Below are 19574 nucleotides of genomic sequence, written 5' to 3'. Positions count from 1 at the left end.
GTGCACCTCACCGGACGCAGCGTCCTCGTCCTCCTCGTCGGCCTGGTGCCGGTCGTCCTCCTGGGCGGCCGCCCCGAGGTCGCCTTCGCCGTGCTCGGCCTCTGGCTCCTGGCCTGGGCGGTCCTCGTCGGGATCGACGTCGCGGTCGCGGGCTCGCCCCGGGCCGTCGTGCTCGAGCGGCGGGTGCCGGACCGGGTGCGGCTCGGCGAGCGGGCCGAGGCGACCCTCCTGGTCACGAGCACCGGCCGCAGGAGGATCACGGGGGTCCTCCGCGACGCCTGGGAGCCCTCGGCCGGCGCCCTCGAGACCCGGTCGCCCCTGCGTCTGCCTCCGGGCGAGCGCCGCGCGGTGACCACGGTCCTGGAGCCGCTCCGCCGCGGCGAGCGCCGGGCACTCCACGTCACCATCCGCTCCCGCGGGCCGCTCGGGCTGGCCGGCCGCCAGGCGACGCGGGCCGCGCCGGCCGTCGTCCGGGTGCTGCCCGCCTTCCGCTCCCGTCGCCACCTGCCCTCGCGCCTGGCGCGGCTGCGCGAGCTGGAGGGGCGGACCAGCGTGATGATCCGCGGGCAGGGAACGGAGTTCGACAGCCTGCGCGAGTACGTCCGCGGCGACGACGTCCGCTCGCTCGACTGGCGGGCGACCGCGCGGCGCCGGGAGCCGGTCGTCCGCACCTGGCGCCCGGAGCGCGACCGGCGCGTGATCGTCGTTCTCGACACGGGCCGCACGTCCGCCGCACGGATCGAGGACGAGCCGCGCCTGGACACGGCGATCGAGGCATCACTCCTTCTGGCGGCCCTCGCGGCCTCGGCCGGTGACCGGGTCGACGTGCTCGCGTTCGACCGCACCCGGCGAGCCCGCGTGCACGGCGCCACCGGCACGGAAGTGCTGACCCGCGTCGTGGACGCCCTCGCCCCCGTGCAGCCCCAGCTCATCGAGACCGACTGGGCGGCGGTCCCCGCGCAGGTGCGCACCCTGGCCTCCCAGCGCTCGCTGGTGGTCCTGCTCACAGCGCTCGACTCGGTCGGCTCGGCGGAGGGGCTCCTCGCGGTGCTACCGCAGCTCACTCGCGTGCACACGGTCGTGGTCGCCTGCGCACTCGACCCCGAGCTGCAGCGGATGGCGGAGGACCGGAGCGACCGGGCCGCGGTCTACTCCGCCGCCGCCGCCGAGCGCTCGCTCGCGGACGTCGACCGGCTCTCGGCCGCCGTCCGCCGTCTCGGCGGGGACGTCGTGCTCGGCAGCCCCTCCGCTCTCCCGCCGGCGCTCGCGGACCGCTACCTCGCCCTCAAGGCGGCCGGACGGCTCTGACCTGCGAGAGGGGCCGTCGCCGCTCCCGGGAGCGCGACTCGACGGCCGTGCTCGTCCGGCTCGGCTCAGCCGGCCGCGATGCTGCGCGACCCCGCCTCGAACCGGTCGAGGTCGCCCGTCTCCCCCGCCCGCACCGCGCGCCCGCCGACGACGATCATGTAGAAGAGGAACGCGCCGAGGGCGAGCGCCCCGATCCCGATCTTGAGCCACCAGGGCCAGGGCGCCGGAGTGACGAACCCCTCGATCACGCCCGAGACGAGCAGCACGAAGACCAGGCCGATCGCCACCGTGAACAGGCTCCGCGCGTCCTCGGCGAGCGCCTGGCCGCGGGTGCGCGCGCCGGGAGCGATCCAGGCCCAGAAGATCCGCAGGCCCGCGGCCGCGGCGACGAACACGGCCGTCAGCTCGAGCTGTCCGTGCGGCGCGATGTAGAGGAAGAACGTGTCGCCCTCCCCCACATGGAACATCACCGCGATCGACGTGCCGAGGTTCTGCGCGTTCTGCAGCAGGATGTACGGCACGTAGACGCCGACGATCCCGAAGGCCACGCACTGCGCCGCGATCCAGGCGTTGTTGGTCCAGACCTGCCCGGCGAACGAGGCGGCGGGGTTCTCGGAGTAGTAGTCGATGAAGTCGCCCCGGGCGAAGCGCCGCAGCTCCTCGTCGTCGCCCAGCGCGGCGAGCAGGCGCGGGTCGCCGAGGATCCAGAGCGCGTAGAGCGTCGCCACCACCGCGGTCGCGAGGGCGACGGCGAGCGTCAGCCAGCGCAGCCGGTGCAGAGCGGCCGGGAGCGAGAGGACGACGAAGCGGGAGACCGCGGCGAGCGGCTCGTCTCGCGTGCCGGTCAGGCGTCCCCGAGCCCGCGAGAGCGAGACGGCGAGCCGCGTGCCGACGGCCGTCGATCCGGCGGTGGAGGAGATCGTGGCGAGGTCCGCGGATGCCGCCTGGTAGCGCTCGATCAGCTCGTCCGCCTCGGCTCCGGTCAGGCGGCGCCTGCGCGAGAGCTCGTCGAGGCGGATCCACTGCGCAGTGCGGGCGGCCGAGAGAGCGTCGATGTCCATCTCCTGACAGGATAGCCAGGCACGCCGCCGAGGCCGAGCATCCGGGAGGAGCACCGTGGAGGAGCAGCGCACCGAGTTCGACGACGCCGACCTGATCACCGGCGAGGCGATCGCGCTCGAGGTGCCCGTCACCTCCTTCGTGCTCCGCGCGGTCGGCGCGATCATCGACCTGATCGCGGAGCTCCTGCTCGCGCTGGGCCTGTTCCTGCTGGTCTCCTCCCTCTCCGGGGACGGCGGCCTGGACCCCGCCGCCTCGGCCGCCGTGGCGATCGCGGCCCTCGTCATCGCCGTGGTGATCGTGCCGGTCACCGTCGAGACGGCCAGTCGCGGCCGCTCGCTCGGGAAGCTCACCGTCGGCGCTCGCGTCGTCCGCGACGACGGCGGTTCCATCGGCTTCCGGCACGCCCTCGTGCGCGGCCTCACCGGCGTCCTCGAGATCCTGATGACCTTCGGCGGGCTCGCCGCGGTCGTCGGCCTCCTCTCGCGCCGATCGCGCCGTCTCGGCGACGTCCTCGCGGGCACGCACAGCCAGCTCGAGCGCGTTCCCCGCGCGGAGCCGCTGGTCGTCGAGATCCCGGAGCCGCTGCGGGGCTGGGCCGTCACGGCGGACACCGCGCGCCTCCCCGACGCCCTGGCGCGCCGACTGGCGCAGTTCCTCCGTCAGCGCCACGGCATGACGGAGCCGTCGCGCTCGCAGCTCGCCGCCGCGCTGGCCGACGAGACCGCGGTCCACGTCTCCCCGCTGCCCGCCGCGCCCGCGGAGGACTTCCTCCTCGCCGTGGCCGCACTCCGCCGGGCGCGGGAGGAGCGCGCCCTGCTCCTGTCCGACCAGCGCCTCGAGCGGCTGGCCCCCGTGCTCTCGAGCACGCCGCGCGGCTTCCCCGAGCGGCCCTGACGCGCGCGGCAGCGGCCTAGGCGGGCCCCGCGCCGTAGCGGACGGTCTCCCAGCCGCGCGGGACGAGGAGCCGCCGGTCGTGCTCGGCGCAGAGGTCGTAGCCGTGCGGATCCGGCGCAGGACTCAGCGGCCCGACCGCCACCAGCGAGTCGCGGTAGTCGTAGGTCAGCGTGACGACGGCCTGCGCACGGCAGCCCGTCCGCGAGCAGTGCCGTCCGGTCATCGCCGCCCACAGTAGCAATAGGCTGGAGCCATGCCCCGTGCTCGTCGTTCCGCCGCTCGCCCGACGAGCGGGTCGCGCGGAGGCTCCCGCGACCGGCACGGCCGCGGCGCACGAGGGCCGATCACCGGTCCGCACCTCCCCCTGCTGCAGACCCGCTCCGACTTCTTCGAGGCGACGATCGGCTCGGCCTTCGACTACCTCCGCGGCACCTGGCCGGAGGAGCTCGCCGGCATCCGCGTCGACGTCGCGGCGACTCCCGACGTCGACCCCGACCGGCTGCAGGGCACGGGCATCGCGCGGTGGCGCGTCGACCACGCCGCGCGCCGCATCACGCTCTACCGCGTGCCGATCGAGCGCCTGGCGAAGCTGCACCGCCGCGACGAGTGGCACCAGCGCATGCTGATCGAGAGCTACGTGTTCCGCGCCGTCGCGGAGCTGCTCGGCCGCGACCCGTGGGACATCTCCCCGGACCGCTACCGGCACCCCTGAGGCGCCGGCAGCTCTGAGGCGCCGGGACCGCTGAGGCGCCGGCACGGCCGAGGCGCCGCCGCCCCGCGTCTCAGTGCGAGTAGACCGTGATCGGCGAGGAGAGCGGTCCCGGCGGGACGATCGTGTACGAGGCGATCCGCCCGTCGCGCGCGATCGAGACCGAGGCCTGCACGGGCTGGGTGCTGCTGACGACCGCGCCGTCGCCGTCCAGCGGGGTCGCGAGAGCCGCGAACGGGCCGAGCTCGAGCGTGCGGGTGCCGCCCGGGGCCTCGATCTCGACCGAGGCGGTCGAGTCGCTGCCGTTGACCAGGTGCAGCCGCGCGTCGCCCTCGCCCGTGCCGGCGACGCCGAAGGGCGTCGTGGTCGCGGTGCCGGAGGCGAACCAGGCGAAGTCCGTGCCGGCCGAGCCGGTCGAGGTCGTCCGCCCCGCCGCGACGATCGGCTGATCGGCCCGCAGGACGATGCGGTAGGAGCCGTCCGCCAGGCCCGTGAGCGGGACCTCGCCGACGAGGCCGGCGGGGACGACGACCTGGGTGGAGGCGCCCGACCCGCTCGGATCCTCGTTGGTGACCTCGACCGAGACCGTGCTGTCGGCGTCGCCGGGGGTGAGGATGCGCAGCACGGGGCTGCCCGCGCCGCCGCTGCCGTCGTCGCTCGCGGTCTCGGCCGGAGGCGACGTGACGGTGAAGCCGGCGATCACGGCGAGCGTGTCCGGGCCGGCGGAGGGGCCGGTGGTCTCGACGCCCTCCGGGGTGAGGCCGGAGATGGCGCTGCTCTGCATGCTCGCGGCGACCTCGCCGCCCCGGGCGGTCACGTGCACGACGGGCTGGACGACCCCGGGGGCGAGCCCCGCGAGCGGGAGCGCGCGGACCGCTCCGGCCGGAACGACGATGCCCGTGGCGCCGGTGGCCTGGACGGTGCCGGTCTCGGAGAAGAGCGTGAGGTCGACGGTGGAGGCGACCTCGCTCGGGTTCGCCAGGATCAGCACGGAGGTGCGCCCGACGTCGGTCGAGCCGGCCACGAGCCAGCTGTCGGCCGAGGGCTCGGCGCAGGCGCGGGCCGACAGTCCGGAGAGGGTGTCCGTGCCGATGCCCTGGACGGTGGCTCCGCCGGGAGCGGGGTCGGAGCCCGCGGGCACGCTCAGACCGGTGATGCCGGTGCCCGGTGCGGCGACGTCGTCCTCGTCGAGGACCGTGGGGTCCGAGGTGGAGCCCTCGGGCCGGACCGCGGTCGCCGCGCCGTCGAGGGCACGCAGCTGCTCCGGCTCTCCGGCGTCGATCAGATCGCCGCCGCAGACCAGCGAGCTGTCGGCCGCGACGGGCGTCACGACGACGCCCTCCGCGGCGCTCGAGACCAGGGGGGACGGGAGGAGCTGGGGCACGACCACGGCGGCCGCGGCGATCACGACTCCGGCCGCGCCCACCGCACCGCGCAGGGCCGTCCGGCGCCGACGGGCGGCCGAGGGTGCGCGATCGGGCGTCGAGGCCGCGGCGCGATCGGCGCGGCGCTCCGCGCGGGAGCGGCGGGCGGAGGACTCGGGCATCTGCTTCTCCTGGTCGGCGGGGTCAGACATCGTCGTTCCCGTCGTCGAACTGGCCGGTGGCCTCGCCCGGTTCGTCGTCGATCCCGGCGACCGCGCCGCTGGAGCGGCCCCGCTCGAGCGAGAGCCCGGTGGGCACCGCCAGCAGGAGGGCGACGACGAAGACGAGGAGGAGGGCGATCGTGTAGGCGATCCCGAAGGGCCCGACCACGCCGGACGGAGCGGCCTCGGTGCGGGTCCCCTCGGTGTCGACGGCCGTCCAGAGGAGCCCGTAGCGGGTGTCGCCGACGGCCGAGAACGCCGCGTTGCCGTCGAGGGAGACGGCCGCCCGCGCGCGCACGGCGGCGGCCGCGTCGCCGACCTGGGTGCCGGCCGGCTCGGTCAGCACGACGAAGCGCACGCCGAGGCTCTCGAGCGCGGAGGGGACGTCGTAGCCCGTCCGCGAGACGAGGTTGCCCGCCAGCTCGTCGATCGCGTCCGTGCTCTCGGCGCCGGTGTTCGCGAGGGTCGACTGCTGGTCGAGGGTCGCGCCCGCTCCGCGCTCCAGCCGGGCGAGGACGCCGCCGTCCGCCTGCGGGACGAGCACGATCGTGCCCACCCGCGGGTCGTTCCGGGCCTCGGCCGCCACGTAGGCGGGGAGCGAGCGGTCCGACGTGGTCGACACGGACGTGCCGGCGCCGGACGGGAAGGCCACCGCGAGCGGACCGACCAGTGCTGCTGCCGCGGCCGTGACGACGAGCGCCGGCACCACGCGCACGGAGCGCACGGCGGCGAGCGAGAGCGACGCGCCGATCACCAGGCCGAGCCAGTAGAGGCTGAGACCGGTGCCGCTCCAGACGGAGACCGCCTCGGAGCCGGTGGTCGCGACCTGCACGCCCTGGGCGAGCGAGGCGGTCACGAGACCCGCCGCCGCGACGCCGACTCCGCCGAGGGCCGAGAGGTTGTTCGGGAGGAGGAGGGCGGCCAGCGCCGCGACGATCAGCGGCACGACGAGCACGGCCGTGACCAGCGGGGCGGCGGAGGCGCCGATCCCCAGACCGCCGAGGAACGCGAGCCATCCGTCGGGCAGACCGGCCGGGAAGCCGGCGAGCAGCGCGACGAGGTCCGACTGCGCGGAGGGCAGCGGGACGCCCGGATCCGCGAGGACGCCGAGCCAGTCGCCCCGCGGTGCGCGGGCGACCACCAGCGGGAAGAGGAGGACGGCCGCGGGGATCGGCAGGCCGAGGAAGCGGCCGATCCGCCGCCCCGAGGTGGCGACGACGACGAGCCAGATCACCAGGAGCGGCACGGCCAGCACCGGCGCGCACGCGACGACGGCCGCAGCCAGGATCGAGGCGCTCGCGGAGGCGGACCAGGAGCGGTACGCGCCGAACCCGGCGAAGAAGAGCCAGGGAAGCAGCACGTGCACCAGTAGCGGGGCGGGGCGCCCGTCGGCCTGCGCGGCGAAGAAGGCGGGAGCGAGGATGTAGACGAGGGCTCCGGCGGCGCGGGCGGTCGCGCGCGGGGTGAGCCGCGCGATCATCAGCCAGGCGCCGAGGGCGGCAGCGGGGAGCGCGACGAGGTAGAGCAGCACCATCGAGTAGCTGGGCGACCAGAAGGTGACCGAGCCGAGCACGGCGAGGACGGCGGCGAACGGGTCCGCCGCGCCGATGAACCCCGAGCCGAGGTCGCGCCAGCCGTAGGCCGCGTTGCGCCACAGCTCGCCGACGGTCGGCGAGAGCGTCAGCAGACCGCCGCCGCTGAGCGCGGGAGCAGCGAGGAGCGGCGTGTAGACCACCAGGCCGGCGAGCGCGGCGATGAGGACGACCCACACTCCCCCGCCCTGGAAGAAGTGCAGCGGATGGCGGTCCCGCCCGGCCTGCACGCGCACGGCGTCGTGGCGCACCGAGCGCAGCTGCCGCACCACGTCCAGCGGGATGCGCAGCGGCGCGACGGCCTTCCAGCCCACGTTCTTCGACGAGCGGAGAACGGTGCGGGCCCGCAGCACCTTCGTCCCCCCGAAGGCGACGACGAGGGCCGCCAGCAGCTCCCCTCCGACCAGCCCGGGCTGCTTGCGCAGCAGGCGCACGACCGCGCGGCCGATAGCCAGGGGGACGAGCGAGAGCCAGTGCAGGAGGAGGAGCGCGACGGGCGCGTAGGCGAGCCGGCGGTGCAGCTGCGCGGTGCGGTGCTGGCGCGCCCGGCGCCGTTCGCCGCTGTCGATGCGGCGGCCGTCGGGACGCTGCAGCCCGATGCGGGCGGTGGTGACGCGGGCGTCCGGCACACGGCTGACCCGGTGCCCGGCGAGCCGGGTGCGGATCGAGAAGTCGAGCGCGTCGTCGACGACCGGCAGGCCGGGGTCGAAGCCGCCGAGCTCCTCCCAGAGGGAGTGGCGCACGAGCATGCCGCCGGCGGCGACGGCCAGGACGTCGGGCGTGGAGTCGTGCTGGCCCTGGTCGAGCTCGTCCTCGACGAGGTGGACGGTCGTGCCGTGCTTGGTGATCGACTCGCCGTAGCTGCGGATGTAGCCGGAGCGCGTCCAGTCCATGATCTTGGGACCGGCTACGGCGACGGAGGGGGCGACCTCGACGGCTCCCAGCAGCGCCGCGAGGGCGCCGGGCTCGGGGGCGGAGTCCTGCGCGAGCAGCCACAGCCACTCGTCCTCTCCGGCCGGCGGCTGCATCACGCGGACAGCGCGGGCCACGGCCTGGCCGAAGGGGAGGTGCTCGGCGACCTGCACGAGCTGCGTCGGACCCCAGGACGCGAGGAGCTCGTCGGTCGTGTCCTTCGAGCCTCCGTCGACGAACACCGTCGCGTCGGGCTGACGGGTCTGCGCCCGCAGGGCCGCGAGGGTTCGTTCCAGATAGGCCGCGCCGTTGCGCGCGACGAGGACGGCGGTGACTCGTGGATACATCGCGGACCACCCTAAGCGATGCCGCCGCGCCGCCCGCCTGCGGCTCGCCGCCCCGTCGGTCGGGTCGCGGTGAGGAGGGGACTAGGCCCGGCGGCGCAGCTTCCGGCGCTCGCGCTCGGAGAGGCCGCCCCAGATGCCGAAGCGCTCGTCGTTCTCGAGCGCGTACTCGAGGCACTGCGCCCGGACCTCGCACGAGGTGCAGATCTTCTTGGCGTCGCGGGTCGAGCCGCCCTTCTCGGGGAAGAAGGCCTCGGGATCGGTCTGCGCGCACAGCGAGTCGACCTGCCAGGAGAGCGCGCCCCCCGGCGCCTCGGTCGCGGTGTCGATCCCGGGTCGGACCCCGGGCACGCCCAGACGGACCGGATCGACGAACCAGTCCTCGGGGACTCCGGAGTGCTGTTCCGGAAGCGTCATGCCGTCTCCTACCCCGCCTGCGAACCGATGATCGGCGGCCGCTCCTCCCGGAGCCGCTGCCTAGGTAATTACAGCGGTGTCATTCGCTCAGGTCAAGTCGCGGACCATAAACCCTCAACCCGCCGTGGAGGGTTCACGACACACCGGCGTGTCGCGAACGTGAGATCCGATCAGGCGGTCGCGGCGCTCCGTGCGCGCCAGGCGCTCTCCACCATCTCGGCGACCGTGTGCCGCATCTCCCAGCCCAGGTCGCGGGCCGCTGTCGCGCCGGAGGCGACGATGCGGGGCGGATCGCCCGGCCGCCGCGGGGCGACCTCGGGCGTGAAGGCGATGCCGGTGCTGTCGGCGATCGCGCGCATGATCTCCCCGACGGAGGCCCCGGATCCGCTGCCCAGGTTGTAGACCGGGTCGATCGGCTCGCCGGCGGCCAGGCGGCGCGCCGCGGCGACGTGCGCGAGCGCCAGGTCGGCGACGTGGATGTAGTCGCGGACGCAGGTGCCGTCCGGCGTCGGGTAGTCGTCGCCGTTGATCCGGGGCGTGCGGCCGTCCAGCAGCGCCTCGAAGACGAGGGGGAAGAGGTTGTGGGGGCTGGTGTCGTAGACGTCCGGGTAGCCGGACCCGACGACGTTGAAGTAGCGCAGGGAGGCGTGCCGGACGCCGCGCGCCCGCCCCGCGTCCGCGAGCAGCCACTCGCCGATCAGCTTCGACTCGCCGTAGGGCGACTCCGGGCTCTTGGGGGTGTCCTCGGTGACGATCTCGACGTCGACCGCGCCGTAGACGGCAGCGCTCGAGGAGAAGACGATCGAGGAGACCCCGGCGCGCTCCATCGCCGCCAGCACGCGCATGGTGCCGGTGACGTTCTGCTCGTACGTGTGCAGGGGGCGCTGCACCGAGACTCCGGCGTACTTGAACCCGGCGACGTGGACGACGCCCTCGATGTCGTGCTCGGCGAGCACGCGGTCGAGCAGGGCCTCGTCGAGGATCGAGCCCTGGTGGAACGGGACGCCCTCGGGCACGAACGACGCGTGCCCCGAGGAGAGGTCGTCGAGGACGACGGGGTCGATGCCCTGCTCCGAGAACGCGCGCACCACGTGCGCCCCGATGTACCCGGCTCCCCCGGTGACCAGCCATGCCATGTGGATCCTCCTCGGTGCGGGCCCGCGACTCCGCGCGCCGGAAGACACCCTAGCGGCGGGGATCGACGGCGCGGATCGGCCGGATGACGACGGGTCGCGATATCCTGCCGTCGTGCTCCGCTCCGTCGCCCTCCTCGCCCTGCCCGGCCTCGCGCCGTTCGAGTTCGGGGTCGTCTGCGAGGTGTTCGGGATCGACCGCGGCGTCGACGGAGGTCCCACCCTCGACTTCCGGATCGCCACTCCCGATCCGGGCCCCGTCCGCACGAGCCTCGGATTCGACCTGCTGATCGCCGATGGTCTCGACGCGGCCCGGGACGCGGACCTGATCGCCGTCCCCGCCCACGGCCGCGGGCCCGCCGACGAGCGGGTCCTCGACCTCCTCCGCGAGGCTCACGAGCGCGGCGCGTGGATCCTCAGCGTCTGCAGCGGGGCCTTCACCCTGGCGCAGGCGGGCCTGCTCGACGGCCGGCGCGCGACCACCCACTGGATGCACGCCGCGGAGCTCGCCCGGTGCTTCCCCTCCGTCACGGTGGACCCCGAGGTCCTCTACGTGCAGGAGGGGCGCATCGTGACGAGCGCGGGCACCGCGGCCGGCATCGACGCGGCGCTGCACGTGGTGCGCGAGGAGCTGGGCGCGACGGCGGCGAGCGTCGTCGCCCGGCGGATGGTCGTGCCCCCGCAGCGCCACGGCGGGCAGGCGCAGTACCTGCGGACCCCCGTTCCCGAGGCGCGCGCGGACTCGCTGGCCGAGGTCACCGAGTGGATGCTGGAGCACCTCGACGAGGACCTCTCGATCGAGGCGCTGGCCCGTCGCGCCCTGATGGCCCCCCGCACCTTCGCGCGCCGCTTCCGGGCCGACCTCGGCACGACTCCGCTCGCCTGGCTCACCCGCCAGCGCCTCCTCCGGGCGCAGGTGCTGCTGGAGGAGACGGAGCTGACCCTCGAGGCGGTCGCCGCGCGGGTCGGCTTCGGCACGGCTGCGGTGATGCGCCACCACTTCACGCGCGTCCTGCGGACCACGCCGGCGGACTACCGCCGCACGTTCGCCGCCTGAGCGGCCGGCACCGGGATCGCTGGAGGGATCAGACCGTCGCGACGAAGAGCGTGCCCCGTCCGGTGACGGCGAGAGCGCCCTCCGACGGGGTCACGAACACGCTGCCGCCGCGCTCGACGCGGACCGAGCCCTCGGCGCCCTCGAGCGAGAACGAGCCCTCGGTCGCGATCGCGATGGCGGGCCCGTGCAGGGCGACGCGGGCCGGCTCCTCCGACGCCGGCTGCACGACGGCGAGCACGAAGTCGGGGACGTCCGGACGGTAGACGCGCACGCCCGGCCCGGCCTGCTCGGCCGGGAGGTAGGGCACGGGCAGCGGCGAGAACTCGAGCACGCTCACCAGCTCGGGCACGTCGATGTGCTTGGGCGTGAGGCCCCCGCGCAGCACGTTGTCGGAGGCGGCCATCAGCTCCACGCCCGTGCCCGCGAGGTAGGCGTGGATGTTGCCGGCGGGCAGGTAGAGCACCTCGCCGCGGGCGAGGCGGACGCGGTTGAGCAGGAGCGAGAGCACGATGCCGGGGTCGCCCGGGTAGCTCTCGGCCAGGTCCCGGACCGTGGTCGTCTCGAGGCGGTCGTCGCCCGCGGACGCCGCGACGATTGCGGAGACCAGCGCGGCGACCTCGGCGCGGTCGCCGTCGGCGAGCAGCCACGACACGGCGCCGCGGAGGACCTCCGAGGGCTCGCCCTCGAGCGTCCGGGCGAACCGCGCGATCGCGGCCGCCTCCTCCGCCGGGGCGCGCCCGGCCAGCTCGGCGAGCAGCGCCCGGGCGTCCGCCGGCTCACGGAAGCCGCAGAGCGCGTCGAAGGTCTCGCTGAGCGCGTAGATCAGCTCGGGCTTGTGGAACGGGTCCTTGTAGTTGCGATCGGCGGCGTCGCGGGGGATGCCGGCCTCCTCCTCCTCGACGAACCGGCGCCGGGCCCGCTCGGACGAGGGGTGGGCCTGGAGCGACAGCGGCCCGCCCGCCGCGAGGATCTTGAGCAGGAACGGCAGACGGGGAGCGCCCGAGACCGGATCGACCGACCCCTCCACTCCGGCGAGCGCCGCCTCGGGGTGATCGGCGATCCACTCGGCGAGCGTGCCGGCGCCGACCGAGGCGGGGTCGAGGATGCGCGCGGGCGAGCCCGGGTGCGCGCCGAGCCAGAGCTCGGCCTCGGGGGCGCCGGAGGGCGCGGTGCCGAGGGCCTCCGAGATGCCGGTGAGCGAGCCCCAGGCGTAGTCGCGGGGGGTGTTGCCGATCGGGATGAACACGGGAGCGCTGGCCTTCCGTCCGAGGGGTGGGTCCGAGCCGCTCAGCCGGACGCGCCGGGGCCGCTCCGCTGCGACGCTAGCAGGATCCACAACGCGGGCCCGGGAGGAGGGCCCGCCTGTTGGTGCTCTCCGCCAGCGGACGCGGCACTCGCAGGCGCGCTTCGTACGCTGGGAGTCGCAGCACTGTCGCCGTCGGAGCGGTCGCCGTGCCGCATCCGACGAGCGAGGGAGCACAGAGCATGGACAGCACGACCTTCGAGACCCTGGGGGCCGACTTCTACGGGTTCGAGGCGGCGCTCACGCCCGCCGAGAAGGAGCTGCTGGTCGGCGTCCGCGCGTTTCTCGAGGAGCAGGTGCGGCCGATCGCCGACGAGTACTGGGAGCGCGCGGAGTTCCCGCGGCAGCTGATCCCCGCGATCCACGCCACCGGCGTCATCGGCCTCTCCTGGCCCGAGACCCGCGCGATCGAGAACTCCGCCGTGTTCCGCGGCTGGGTGGCACTCGAGCTGGGCCGGGTGGACGCGGGCATCGCGACCTACGTCGGCGTGCAGAACGGCCTGGTGATGGGCACGATCGGCGTCGCCGGCTCCGAGGAGCAGCGCGCCGAGTGGCTGCCGAAGCTCGCCTCGGGCGAGGTCGTCGGCGCCTTCGGCCTCACCGAGCCGCACTCCGGCTCCGACTCCGCCCAGGGCCTGCGCACCACCGCCCGCCGGGACGGCGACGACTGGATCCTCGACGGCGAGAAGCGCTGGATCGGCAACGCGACCTTCAGCGACGTGACCGTGATCTGGGCGAAGGACGCGGAGGACGGCCAGGTGAAGGGCTTCCTCGTCCCCACCTCGACACCGGGCTACCGCGCCACCGCCATCGCGCGCAAGCAGAGCCTGCGCACGGTGCAGAACGCCGACATCGTGCTCGAGGGCGTCCGCGTCCCGGAGTCGCTGCGCCTACAGGGCGCGAACTCGTTCCGCGACACCGCGAAGGTGCTCCGGCTCACCCGCGCCGAGGTCGCCTGGCAGGCCATCGGCGTCGCGATCGGCGCCTACGACGCGGCGCTGCGCTACGCGAAGGAGCGCGTGCAGTTCGGCAAGCCGCTCGTCGGGCACCAGCTGGTGCAGGACCTCCTGGTCAAGAGCATCGGCAACATCACGGCCAGCATCGCCCTGGCGACCCGCGTGTCCGAGATGCTCGACGCCGGCGAGCAGCGCGACGAGCACTCCGCCCTTGCGAAGGCCTACGCGACGGCCCGGATGCGCGAGACCGTCGCCTGGTGCCGCGAGGTGATGGGCGGCAACGGCATCGTCCTCGACTACGGCGTCGCCCGCTTCTTCGCCGACGCGGAGGCCCTCTACTCCTACGAGGGCACCCGCGAGATGAACACGCTGATCGTCGGCCGCTCGATCACCGGCACCGCTGCGTTCGTCTGAGCCTCCCCGGCCGGGGAGGGTGCGGCTGCGCGCCCGGCACGCCGCCGCGCCGCCCCCGCTCCCTAGACTGGTCGCCATGATCCGACGCGCCGCCCCCGCCGCTCCCCGAGCGCTCGCGGTGGCGGTGCTGGCCGTGCTGCTGGCCGGCCAGTCGCTGCGGAACCTCGCCGGATGGTGGGGCTGGGGCGTCGTCGTCGCGGTGCTCCTGGGCGCCTCGATCGCCGTGCTTGTCCGCGCCCGCCCCCGCCTGCGCTGGGCCCGCACGCCGAAGTCGCTGGTCCTCTTCCTCGGGCTCGCGGTGCTCTCGCTGCTGTGGTCCGCCTATCCGGGAGCGAGCGCGATCGGAGTCACGGCGCAGCTCACGACGACGCTCGGCGGCGTCGTCCTCGCCGTCACGCTGAGCAGCCGGGAGCTGCTCACGGCTCTCGGACGGGCCCTGCGCCTCTCCGTCGGCCTGTCGCTCCTCTTCGAGCTCGTGATCGCGGTCGTCGTGCGGCAGCCCGTCCTGCCGTTCGGCGTCGAGCCTCCCGCCGACGGACCGACGCCCGACGCCTTCTACTGGTCGCAGGCCGCCCTCTTCACCGGCGAGCCCGTCCAGGGGATCGTCGGCAACCGCAACCTCCTCGGCTTCCTCGCCCTGCTCGGCCTGATCGTGATCGCGATCGAGCTGGCGGCCCACTCGATCCGGCGCCGGTGGGGAGCGGTCTGGGTCGCCCTGTTCGTCGCGACCCTCCTGCTCACCCGCTCGGCGACCGTCCTGCTCTGCCTCGTCGCCGTCGTCCTCGCGGCCGCGTTCGCGCTCTGGGCTCGCCGGAGGGGCGAGTCCCGCCGCCGTCCCGTCTACCTGACCGCCGCGGGGTTGGCGGTGGCGGCCGTCGCCGGAGGCGCCGCGGGCTGGGGCGCCCTCCTCGGCCTGCTCGGCAAGAGCGAGGACGCCACGGGCCGCCTCGACATCTGGGACTCGGTGATCGCGCTCACGCTGCAGCGCCCGGTCCTCGGCTGGGGCTGGGTCAGCTACTGGGCTCCCTGGGCCGCCCCGTTCGACACCCTCGCCGAGCGCAAGGGCGTGCTCTACCTGCAGGCCCACGACGCCTGGCTCGACGTCGCCCTCCAGCTGGGAGCGGTCGGCCTCGTCCTCTTCGCGGCGCTCGCCGTCTCGACGCTGTGGCGCTCCTGGTTCCGCGCGGTCGACCGCCCGCGGCGCGACGCGACCTCGACCCTCCCCTACACGGCCGTCAGCCTCGCTCCGCTGCTGATCGTGGTCGCCCTCCTGGCGCAGTCGCTGTTCGAGAGCCGGATCCTGATCGAGGGAGGCTGGCTGCTCCTCGTCCTCTTCGCGGTGCAGACCAAGCGACCGGCGACCGAGACGCCCGAGGTCCTCGCCGCGACCCCGCTCCCCCTCGCCGACGCGACGGCGTCCCCGCAGTTCGCGGCGGCCCTCGCGCAGACCACTCTCGTCACCGTCCTCTGCGCCCCGGCGGTCCGCGGGCTCATCGGCTGGCCCGGCTACATCGCCGCCGTCGCCACGCTCACCGCCCTCGCCGCGGTCATGCTCGTCCTGCGGCGCGGGCGGCTCGACTGGGAGGGCCTGCTGCCCACGAGCATCCTGGTGTTCCTCGGCTGGATCGCGCTCAGCGTGCTGTGGAGCGACTACACCTGGGCCACGGTCTCGAGCGTCGTCTACCAGTTCGCCCTGGCGTTCCTGGCGATCGCGATCGGCCTCACGCGCGACATCATCCAGATCATCCGCTCGGTCGGCGACGTGCTGCGGGTCGTGCTGATCGCCTCGCTGGCCGTGGAGGTGCTCTCGGGGGTGCTGATCGACCAGCCGCTGCGCTTCCTCGGCGTGGAGGGCCTGCTCGCGGTCGGCGGGCCGATCCAGGGACTCGTCGGCACGCGCAACCAGCTCGGGCTGGTCTGCCTGCTGGCGATCGTGACGTTCTCGGTGGAGCTGATGACCCGCTCCGTCGCCCGCGGGCCGGCCGTCGCCTCGATCGCCCTCGCCGCGGTCACCCTCCTCTTCACGCGCTCCGCCGTGAGCGCGGGCGTGCTCGCCGTGGCCGTCGTCGTCGCCCTCGCTCTGCGCTGGGTGCGCCACGGCGACGGCACCCACCGCCGTCGGCGGCAGTTCGCGGTGCTCGGCGTCGCCGCCGCGGCCTCCCTCACCGTGTGGCTCCTGCGCTACCGGGTGATCGAGCTGCTGAACGCGGGCAGCGAGTTCGAGTTCCGGCTGCGGCTCTGGCAGCAGGTCTGGCGCTTCACGGACCTCGCTCCGATCGTCGGCTGGGGCTGGGTGGGCTACTGGCGGCCCGACCTCTACCCCTTCACCGCCATCGACTACCTCTCGGGCCGCCCGCACTCGTCGAGCCTCAACGCGCTCTTCGACGTGGCCCTGCAGGTCGGCGCGGTCGGGGTGGTCCTCTTCGTCGTGCTGATCGGCCTCGCGCTCTGGCGCTCCTGGCTGATCGCCTCCGAGCGCAAGGCGGTCGTGCACGTCTGGCCGGTGCTGGTGCTGACCGTGCTGATGGTCACCGCGCTGGCCGAGAGCTCGATCCTGCTCGACGCCGGCTGGCTGCTCGTGGTGCTCTGCGCGATGCGCGCGGCCCAGGGACTGAGCTGGCGCCGGCTCCTGCACCCGCGGGACTGACCGGACTCCTCAGCGCCCGCGCCGCCGCGCCACCTGACGGAGCACGGCGAGGTGCTCCTCCCGGCAGCGCTCCCAGCTGAAGGACCGGGCGCGCTCGACGCCGAGCGGGCCGAGCTCGCCGGTCCGCTCGATCGCCTCGAGGATCCCGTCCGCGATCGAGCGCGGCTCGAGCGGATCGACGTAGACCGCGGCGTCCCCGCAGATCTCCGGGAGCGAGCCCGCGTCGGACGCGGCGACCGGGCATCCCGACGCCATCGCCTCGATGGGCGGGAGGCCGAAGCCCTCGTAGAGGCTCGGGAACGCCAGCACCGCGGCTCGGCGGTAGAGGTCGGCGAGCTCCTCCGGAGTGACGTGGCCGCGCCACTCGACGAAGTCCGGCAGCGGGCCGAGGCGGTCCAGATCCCCTCCCGTCAGCACGAGGCGGAGGGCGTGCCCCTCCTCCCGCAGCAGGCGCACCGCCTCGAACAGGCGGGCGTGGTTCTTGTGCGGCCAGGCGCGCGCCGGGTAGAAGACGAAGTCCTCGCGTGTGCCCAGATTCGCGACGAAGCGCCGGGTGTCCACGCCGAGATGCGACACGTGGATCCTCTCCTCCTGGATGCCCAGCAGCTCGACGATCCGCCCCTTGGTGAAGGCGCTGATGGTGATGACCGCGTCGGCGCGGCGAGCGGTCGCCTCGTAGGCGAGCCGGCGGAAGACGCGCTCGACGCGGGGGAAGAGGTGCGGGAGGTCGCGGTGCTGCAGATCGAACAGCATCTGCACGTGCCCCTGCCGCCGCGACGGCCACGGGAGCGGGACCGTGAACGGGAAGTAGAGCACTGCGTCCCGGCCGAGGCGCCGACGCAGCTGCGGCGTGCGCAGGAGCGCCTGGAGCATCCCCACGGCCCGGCGGCGGTGGCCCGCCCCGCTGACGACCCCCTCGGCCACGACCTCGGGCACGCCCTCGCTGAAGCCGCGCGCGTTCTCGGGGACGAGCACCTGCACGGCGGGCCCCTCCTCCCCCGGCCGCGGCGCAAGGAGGCGCGTGAGCGCGCGCGCGTAGGTCTCGCCGCCGCCCATCCCGCCCGGGTCGACGGTGAGCACGGCGAGCGTGACGGGGCGGAGTTCCGGCATGGCGTCCAATCGGTCCGAAGCCCGGCCAGGATACCGGCGGGCCGCATCGCTCCCGGCGCCCGGCCGTGCCCGTGGGTAGTATGTGTCCCGCTGTCATCGACCCCGACGAATTGGACCACCACGTGCCCCGCGCTTTGATCACCGGAATCACCGGCCAGGACGGCCTCTACCTCGCCGAGCTCCTCCTCTCGAAGGGCTACGAGGTCTTCGGGCTCGTCCGCGGGCAGAACAACCCCAAGTACGAGCTGGTCCGCCGCACCGTGCCCGAGGTGACCCTGCTCACCGGCGACCTGACCGACGTGTCGAGCCTCGTGCGCGTGCTCGCCGCCGCCCAGCCCGACGAGGTCTACAACCTCGGTGCGATCTCGTTCGTCGCCTACTCGTGGGAGAACGCGTCGCTCACCACCGATGTGACCGGCAAGGGCGTGCTCAACATCCTCGAGGCGACCCGCCTCTACGCCGGCTCCGACATGTCGCGCGTGAAGTTCTACCAGGCCTCCTCCTCCGAGATGTTCGGCAAGGTCCAGCAGGTCCCGCAGAGCGAGGAGACGCTGCTCTGGCCGCGCTCGCCCTACGGAGTGGCCAAGGTCTTCGGCCACTACATGACCATCAACTACCGCGAGTCGTACGGCATGCACGCCTCCTCCGGCATCCTCTTCAACCACGAGTCGCCCCGCCGCGGCCCGGAGTTCGTCACCCGCAAGATCAGCCTCGCGGTCGCCCGCATCAAGCTCGGCCTCCAGGAGACGCTGGAGCTCGGCAACCTCGACGCGAAGCGCGACTGGGGCTTCGCCGGCGACTACGTCGACGCGATGTGGCGCATGCTGCAGCAGCCCGAGGGCGACGACTACGTGGTCGCGACCGGCGAGACCCACGAGATCCGCGAGTACCTCGACATCGCCTTCAACCACGTCGGCATCGAGGACTGGACCCCGTACGTGACCCAGAACCCCGCGTTCATGCGTCCCGCCGAGGTGGACCTGCTGATCGGCGACCCGGCGAAGGCGCGCGACGTCCTCGGCTGGGAGCCGAAGGTCTCGTTCCCCGAGCTCGTGGCGATGATGGTCGAGAACGACCTCGCCGAGCAGTCCGCGCTGATCAAGTAGTCATGCCTGCCGCTCTCGTCACCGGAGCGAGCGGTCAGGACGGGGGCTACCTCGTCGAGCGCCTGCTCGCCGACGGCTGGGAGGTCTCCGCGCTCGTGCGCGGGACCGACGACGCCGCTCTTCCCGCCGCCGTCCGCGCCTTCGAGGGCGATCTCCGCGACGCCTCCGGCCTCGGCCGTATCGTCGCGGAGGCGCAGCCGGACACGGTCTTCCACCTCGCCGGCCTCTCCTCCGTCGCGCTCTCGTGGAAGGAGCCCGTGCTCACGGCCGAGGTGACCGGCACCGCGGTCGCCGCGCTCCTGGAGGCCTCGCTGGCGCTCCAGGAGTCGGCGGGCCGGGAGGTCCGCTTCGTCCAGGCCTCCTCCTCCGAGATCTTCGGGGCCGCGACCGAGAACCCGCAGACCGAGCGGACCCCGATCCGCCCGGTCTCGCCTTACGGAGCCGCGAAGGCGTTCGCGCACCACCTCGTCGCGGTCTACCGCGGCCGAGGGCTCCACGCCTCGTCCGGCATCCTCTACAACCACGAGTCGCCGCGTCGGCCGCTCGGCTTCGTCACCCGCAAGATCACCGCCGGAGTCGCGGCGATCGCGACGGGCGCCGAGTCGGAGCTCTCGCTCGGCAATCTCGACGCGCGCCGCGACTGGGGCTGGGCTCCCGACTACGTGGACGCCCTCGTGCGCGCCTCGCGCGCCGAGGAGGCGAGCGACTACGTCGTGGCGACCGGAGTCGCGCACTCGGTCCGCGACTTCGTCCGTGCCGCCTTCACCGCGGCCGGCATCGACGACTGGGAGCAGCGGGTCACGATCGACCCGCGGTTCGCGCGCCCCGTGGACGCCCCCGAGATGCGCGGGGACGCCTCCCGGGCCCGCGAAGTGCTCGGCTGGGCGCCGACCGTCGGCTTCGAGGAGATCGTCGCCCGCATGGTCGAGAACGACCTCGAGCTGGCGCGCCGCTCCGACTGAGCCGCGCCCACCGCGTGCAGAAGGCCCCCGCTCCTGGAGCGGGGGCCTTCTGCACGCGGTGGG

At 74.3% G+C, this 19574-nt stretch carries 16 protein-coding genes; 8 read left to right on the top strand and 8 right to left on the bottom strand.

The window, feature by feature from the left end:
• On the top strand, window positions 1–1308 hold the full coding sequence (locus C5D36_RS00245; protein WP_104294946.1) for a DUF58 domain-containing protein: 1308 nt from the start codon (window positions 1–3) through the stop codon (window positions 1306–1308).
• A 65-nt stretch (window positions 1309–1373) separates the two neighbouring features.
• Here C5D36_RS00245 and C5D36_RS00240 read toward each other — a convergent pair whose 3' ends face one another.
• The gene (locus C5D36_RS00240) at window positions 1374–2369 is read right to left on the bottom strand and encodes a stage II sporulation protein M (protein WP_104294945.1); all 996 of its coding nucleotides are present in this window, start codon (window positions 2367–2369) and stop codon (window positions 1374–1376) included.
• Window positions 2370–2424: 55 nt separating this feature from the next.
• Here C5D36_RS00240 and C5D36_RS00235 point away from each other — a divergent pair, with 55 nt between their 5' ends.
• Window positions 2425–3264, top strand: coding sequence for an RDD family protein (locus C5D36_RS00235; RefSeq protein ID WP_244230605.1), 840 nt, complete (start codon window positions 2425–2427; stop codon window positions 3262–3264).
• Between the two features lie 16 nt (window positions 3265–3280).
• Here the strand turns inward: C5D36_RS00235 and C5D36_RS00230 are convergent, their stop codons facing one another.
• The gene (locus tag C5D36_RS00230; RefSeq protein ID WP_104224141.1) at window positions 3281–3487 is read right to left on the bottom strand and encodes a DUF3499 family protein; all 207 of its coding nucleotides are present in this window, start codon (window positions 3485–3487) and stop codon (window positions 3281–3283) included.
• Window positions 3488–3517: 30 nt separating this feature from the next.
• On the opposite strand from C5D36_RS00230, the gene C5D36_RS00225 reads away from it, so the two are divergent.
• Window positions 3518–3976, top strand: coding sequence for a metallopeptidase family protein (locus C5D36_RS00225; RefSeq protein WP_104224142.1), 459 nt, complete (start codon window positions 3518–3520; stop codon window positions 3974–3976).
• Between the two features lie 70 nt (window positions 3977–4046).
• On the opposite strand, the gene C5D36_RS00220 is transcribed toward C5D36_RS00225, so the two are convergent.
• From C5D36_RS00220 to galE, 4 genes are all read right to left on the bottom strand, one after another.
• Window positions 4047–5549: a DUF5719 family protein gene (locus C5D36_RS00220; RefSeq protein ID WP_146078918.1), complete on the bottom strand. Its 1503-nt coding sequence runs from the start codon at window positions 5547–5549 to the stop codon at window positions 4047–4049.
• A complete protein-coding gene (locus C5D36_RS00215; RefSeq protein ID WP_104294944.1) occupies window positions 5542–8409 on the bottom strand; it encodes a glycosyltransferase family 2 protein in 2868 nt (955 codons plus the stop codon). The genes C5D36_RS00220 and C5D36_RS00215 overlap by 8 nt, the downstream gene beginning before the upstream one ends.
• Before the next feature lie 81 nt (window positions 8410–8490).
• A complete protein-coding gene (locus C5D36_RS00210) occupies window positions 8491–8823 on the bottom strand; it encodes a WhiB family transcriptional regulator (protein WP_104224145.1) in 333 nt (110 codons plus the stop codon).
• Between the two features lie 170 nt (window positions 8824–8993).
• A complete protein-coding gene (gene galE, locus C5D36_RS00205; RefSeq protein WP_104294943.1) occupies window positions 8994–9959 on the bottom strand; it encodes a UDP-glucose 4-epimerase GalE in 966 nt (321 codons plus the stop codon).
• Window positions 9960–10071: 112 nt separating this feature from the next.
• Here galE and C5D36_RS00200 point away from each other — a divergent pair, with 112 nt between their 5' ends.
• Window positions 10072–11013, top strand: coding sequence for a GlxA family transcriptional regulator (locus tag C5D36_RS00200; protein WP_104294942.1), 942 nt, complete (start codon window positions 10072–10074; stop codon window positions 11011–11013).
• A gap of 28 nt (window positions 11014–11041) precedes the next feature.
• On the opposite strand, the gene manA is transcribed toward C5D36_RS00200, so the two are convergent.
• Window positions 11042–12259 carry a mannose-6-phosphate isomerase, class I gene (gene manA / locus C5D36_RS00195; protein ID WP_104294941.1) on the bottom strand — a complete coding sequence of 406 codons (1218 nt, stop codon included), beginning with the start codon at window positions 12257–12259 and terminating at the stop codon, window positions 11042–11044.
• 239 nt (window positions 12260–12498) lie between these two features.
• Here manA and C5D36_RS00190 point away from each other — a divergent pair, with 239 nt between their 5' ends.
• Window positions 12499–13686 (top strand): acyl-CoA dehydrogenase family protein, encoded by a 1188-nt coding sequence (locus tag C5D36_RS00190; RefSeq protein WP_104294940.1) that lies wholly within the window; start codon window positions 12499–12501, stop codon window positions 13684–13686.
• A 76-nt stretch (window positions 13687–13762) separates the two neighbouring features.
• Complete coding sequence (locus tag C5D36_RS00185; protein WP_146083671.1) at window positions 13763–16333, top strand: O-antigen ligase; 2571 nt, start codon at window positions 13763–13765, stop codon at window positions 16331–16333.
• Window positions 16334–16342: 9 nt separating this feature from the next.
• Here the strand turns inward: C5D36_RS00185 and C5D36_RS00180 are convergent, their stop codons facing one another.
• Complete coding sequence (locus C5D36_RS00180; protein ID WP_104294938.1) at window positions 16343–17443, bottom strand: glycosyltransferase family 1 protein; 1101 nt, start codon at window positions 17441–17443, stop codon at window positions 16343–16345.
• Between the two features lie 122 nt (window positions 17444–17565).
• Between C5D36_RS00180 and C5D36_RS00175 the strand changes: the two genes are divergently transcribed.
• Window positions 17566–18549 (top strand): GDP-mannose 4,6-dehydratase, encoded by a 984-nt coding sequence (locus C5D36_RS00175; RefSeq protein WP_104275317.1) that lies wholly within the window; start codon window positions 17566–17568, stop codon window positions 18547–18549.
• A gap of 2 nt (window positions 18550–18551) precedes the next feature.
• Window positions 18552–19511: a GDP-mannose 4,6-dehydratase gene (locus C5D36_RS00170; protein ID WP_104232814.1), complete on the top strand. Its 960-nt coding sequence runs from the start codon at window positions 18552–18554 to the stop codon at window positions 19509–19511.
• The last annotated feature ends 63 nt before the right edge of the window (window positions 19512–19574 follow it).

Source organism: Rathayibacter sp. AY1C6 (assembly GCF_002931535.1).
GTDB lineage: Bacteria > Actinomycetota > Actinomycetes > Actinomycetales > Microbacteriaceae > Rathayibacter.
This window is presented reverse-complemented; position numbering and strand designations above follow the sequence as displayed.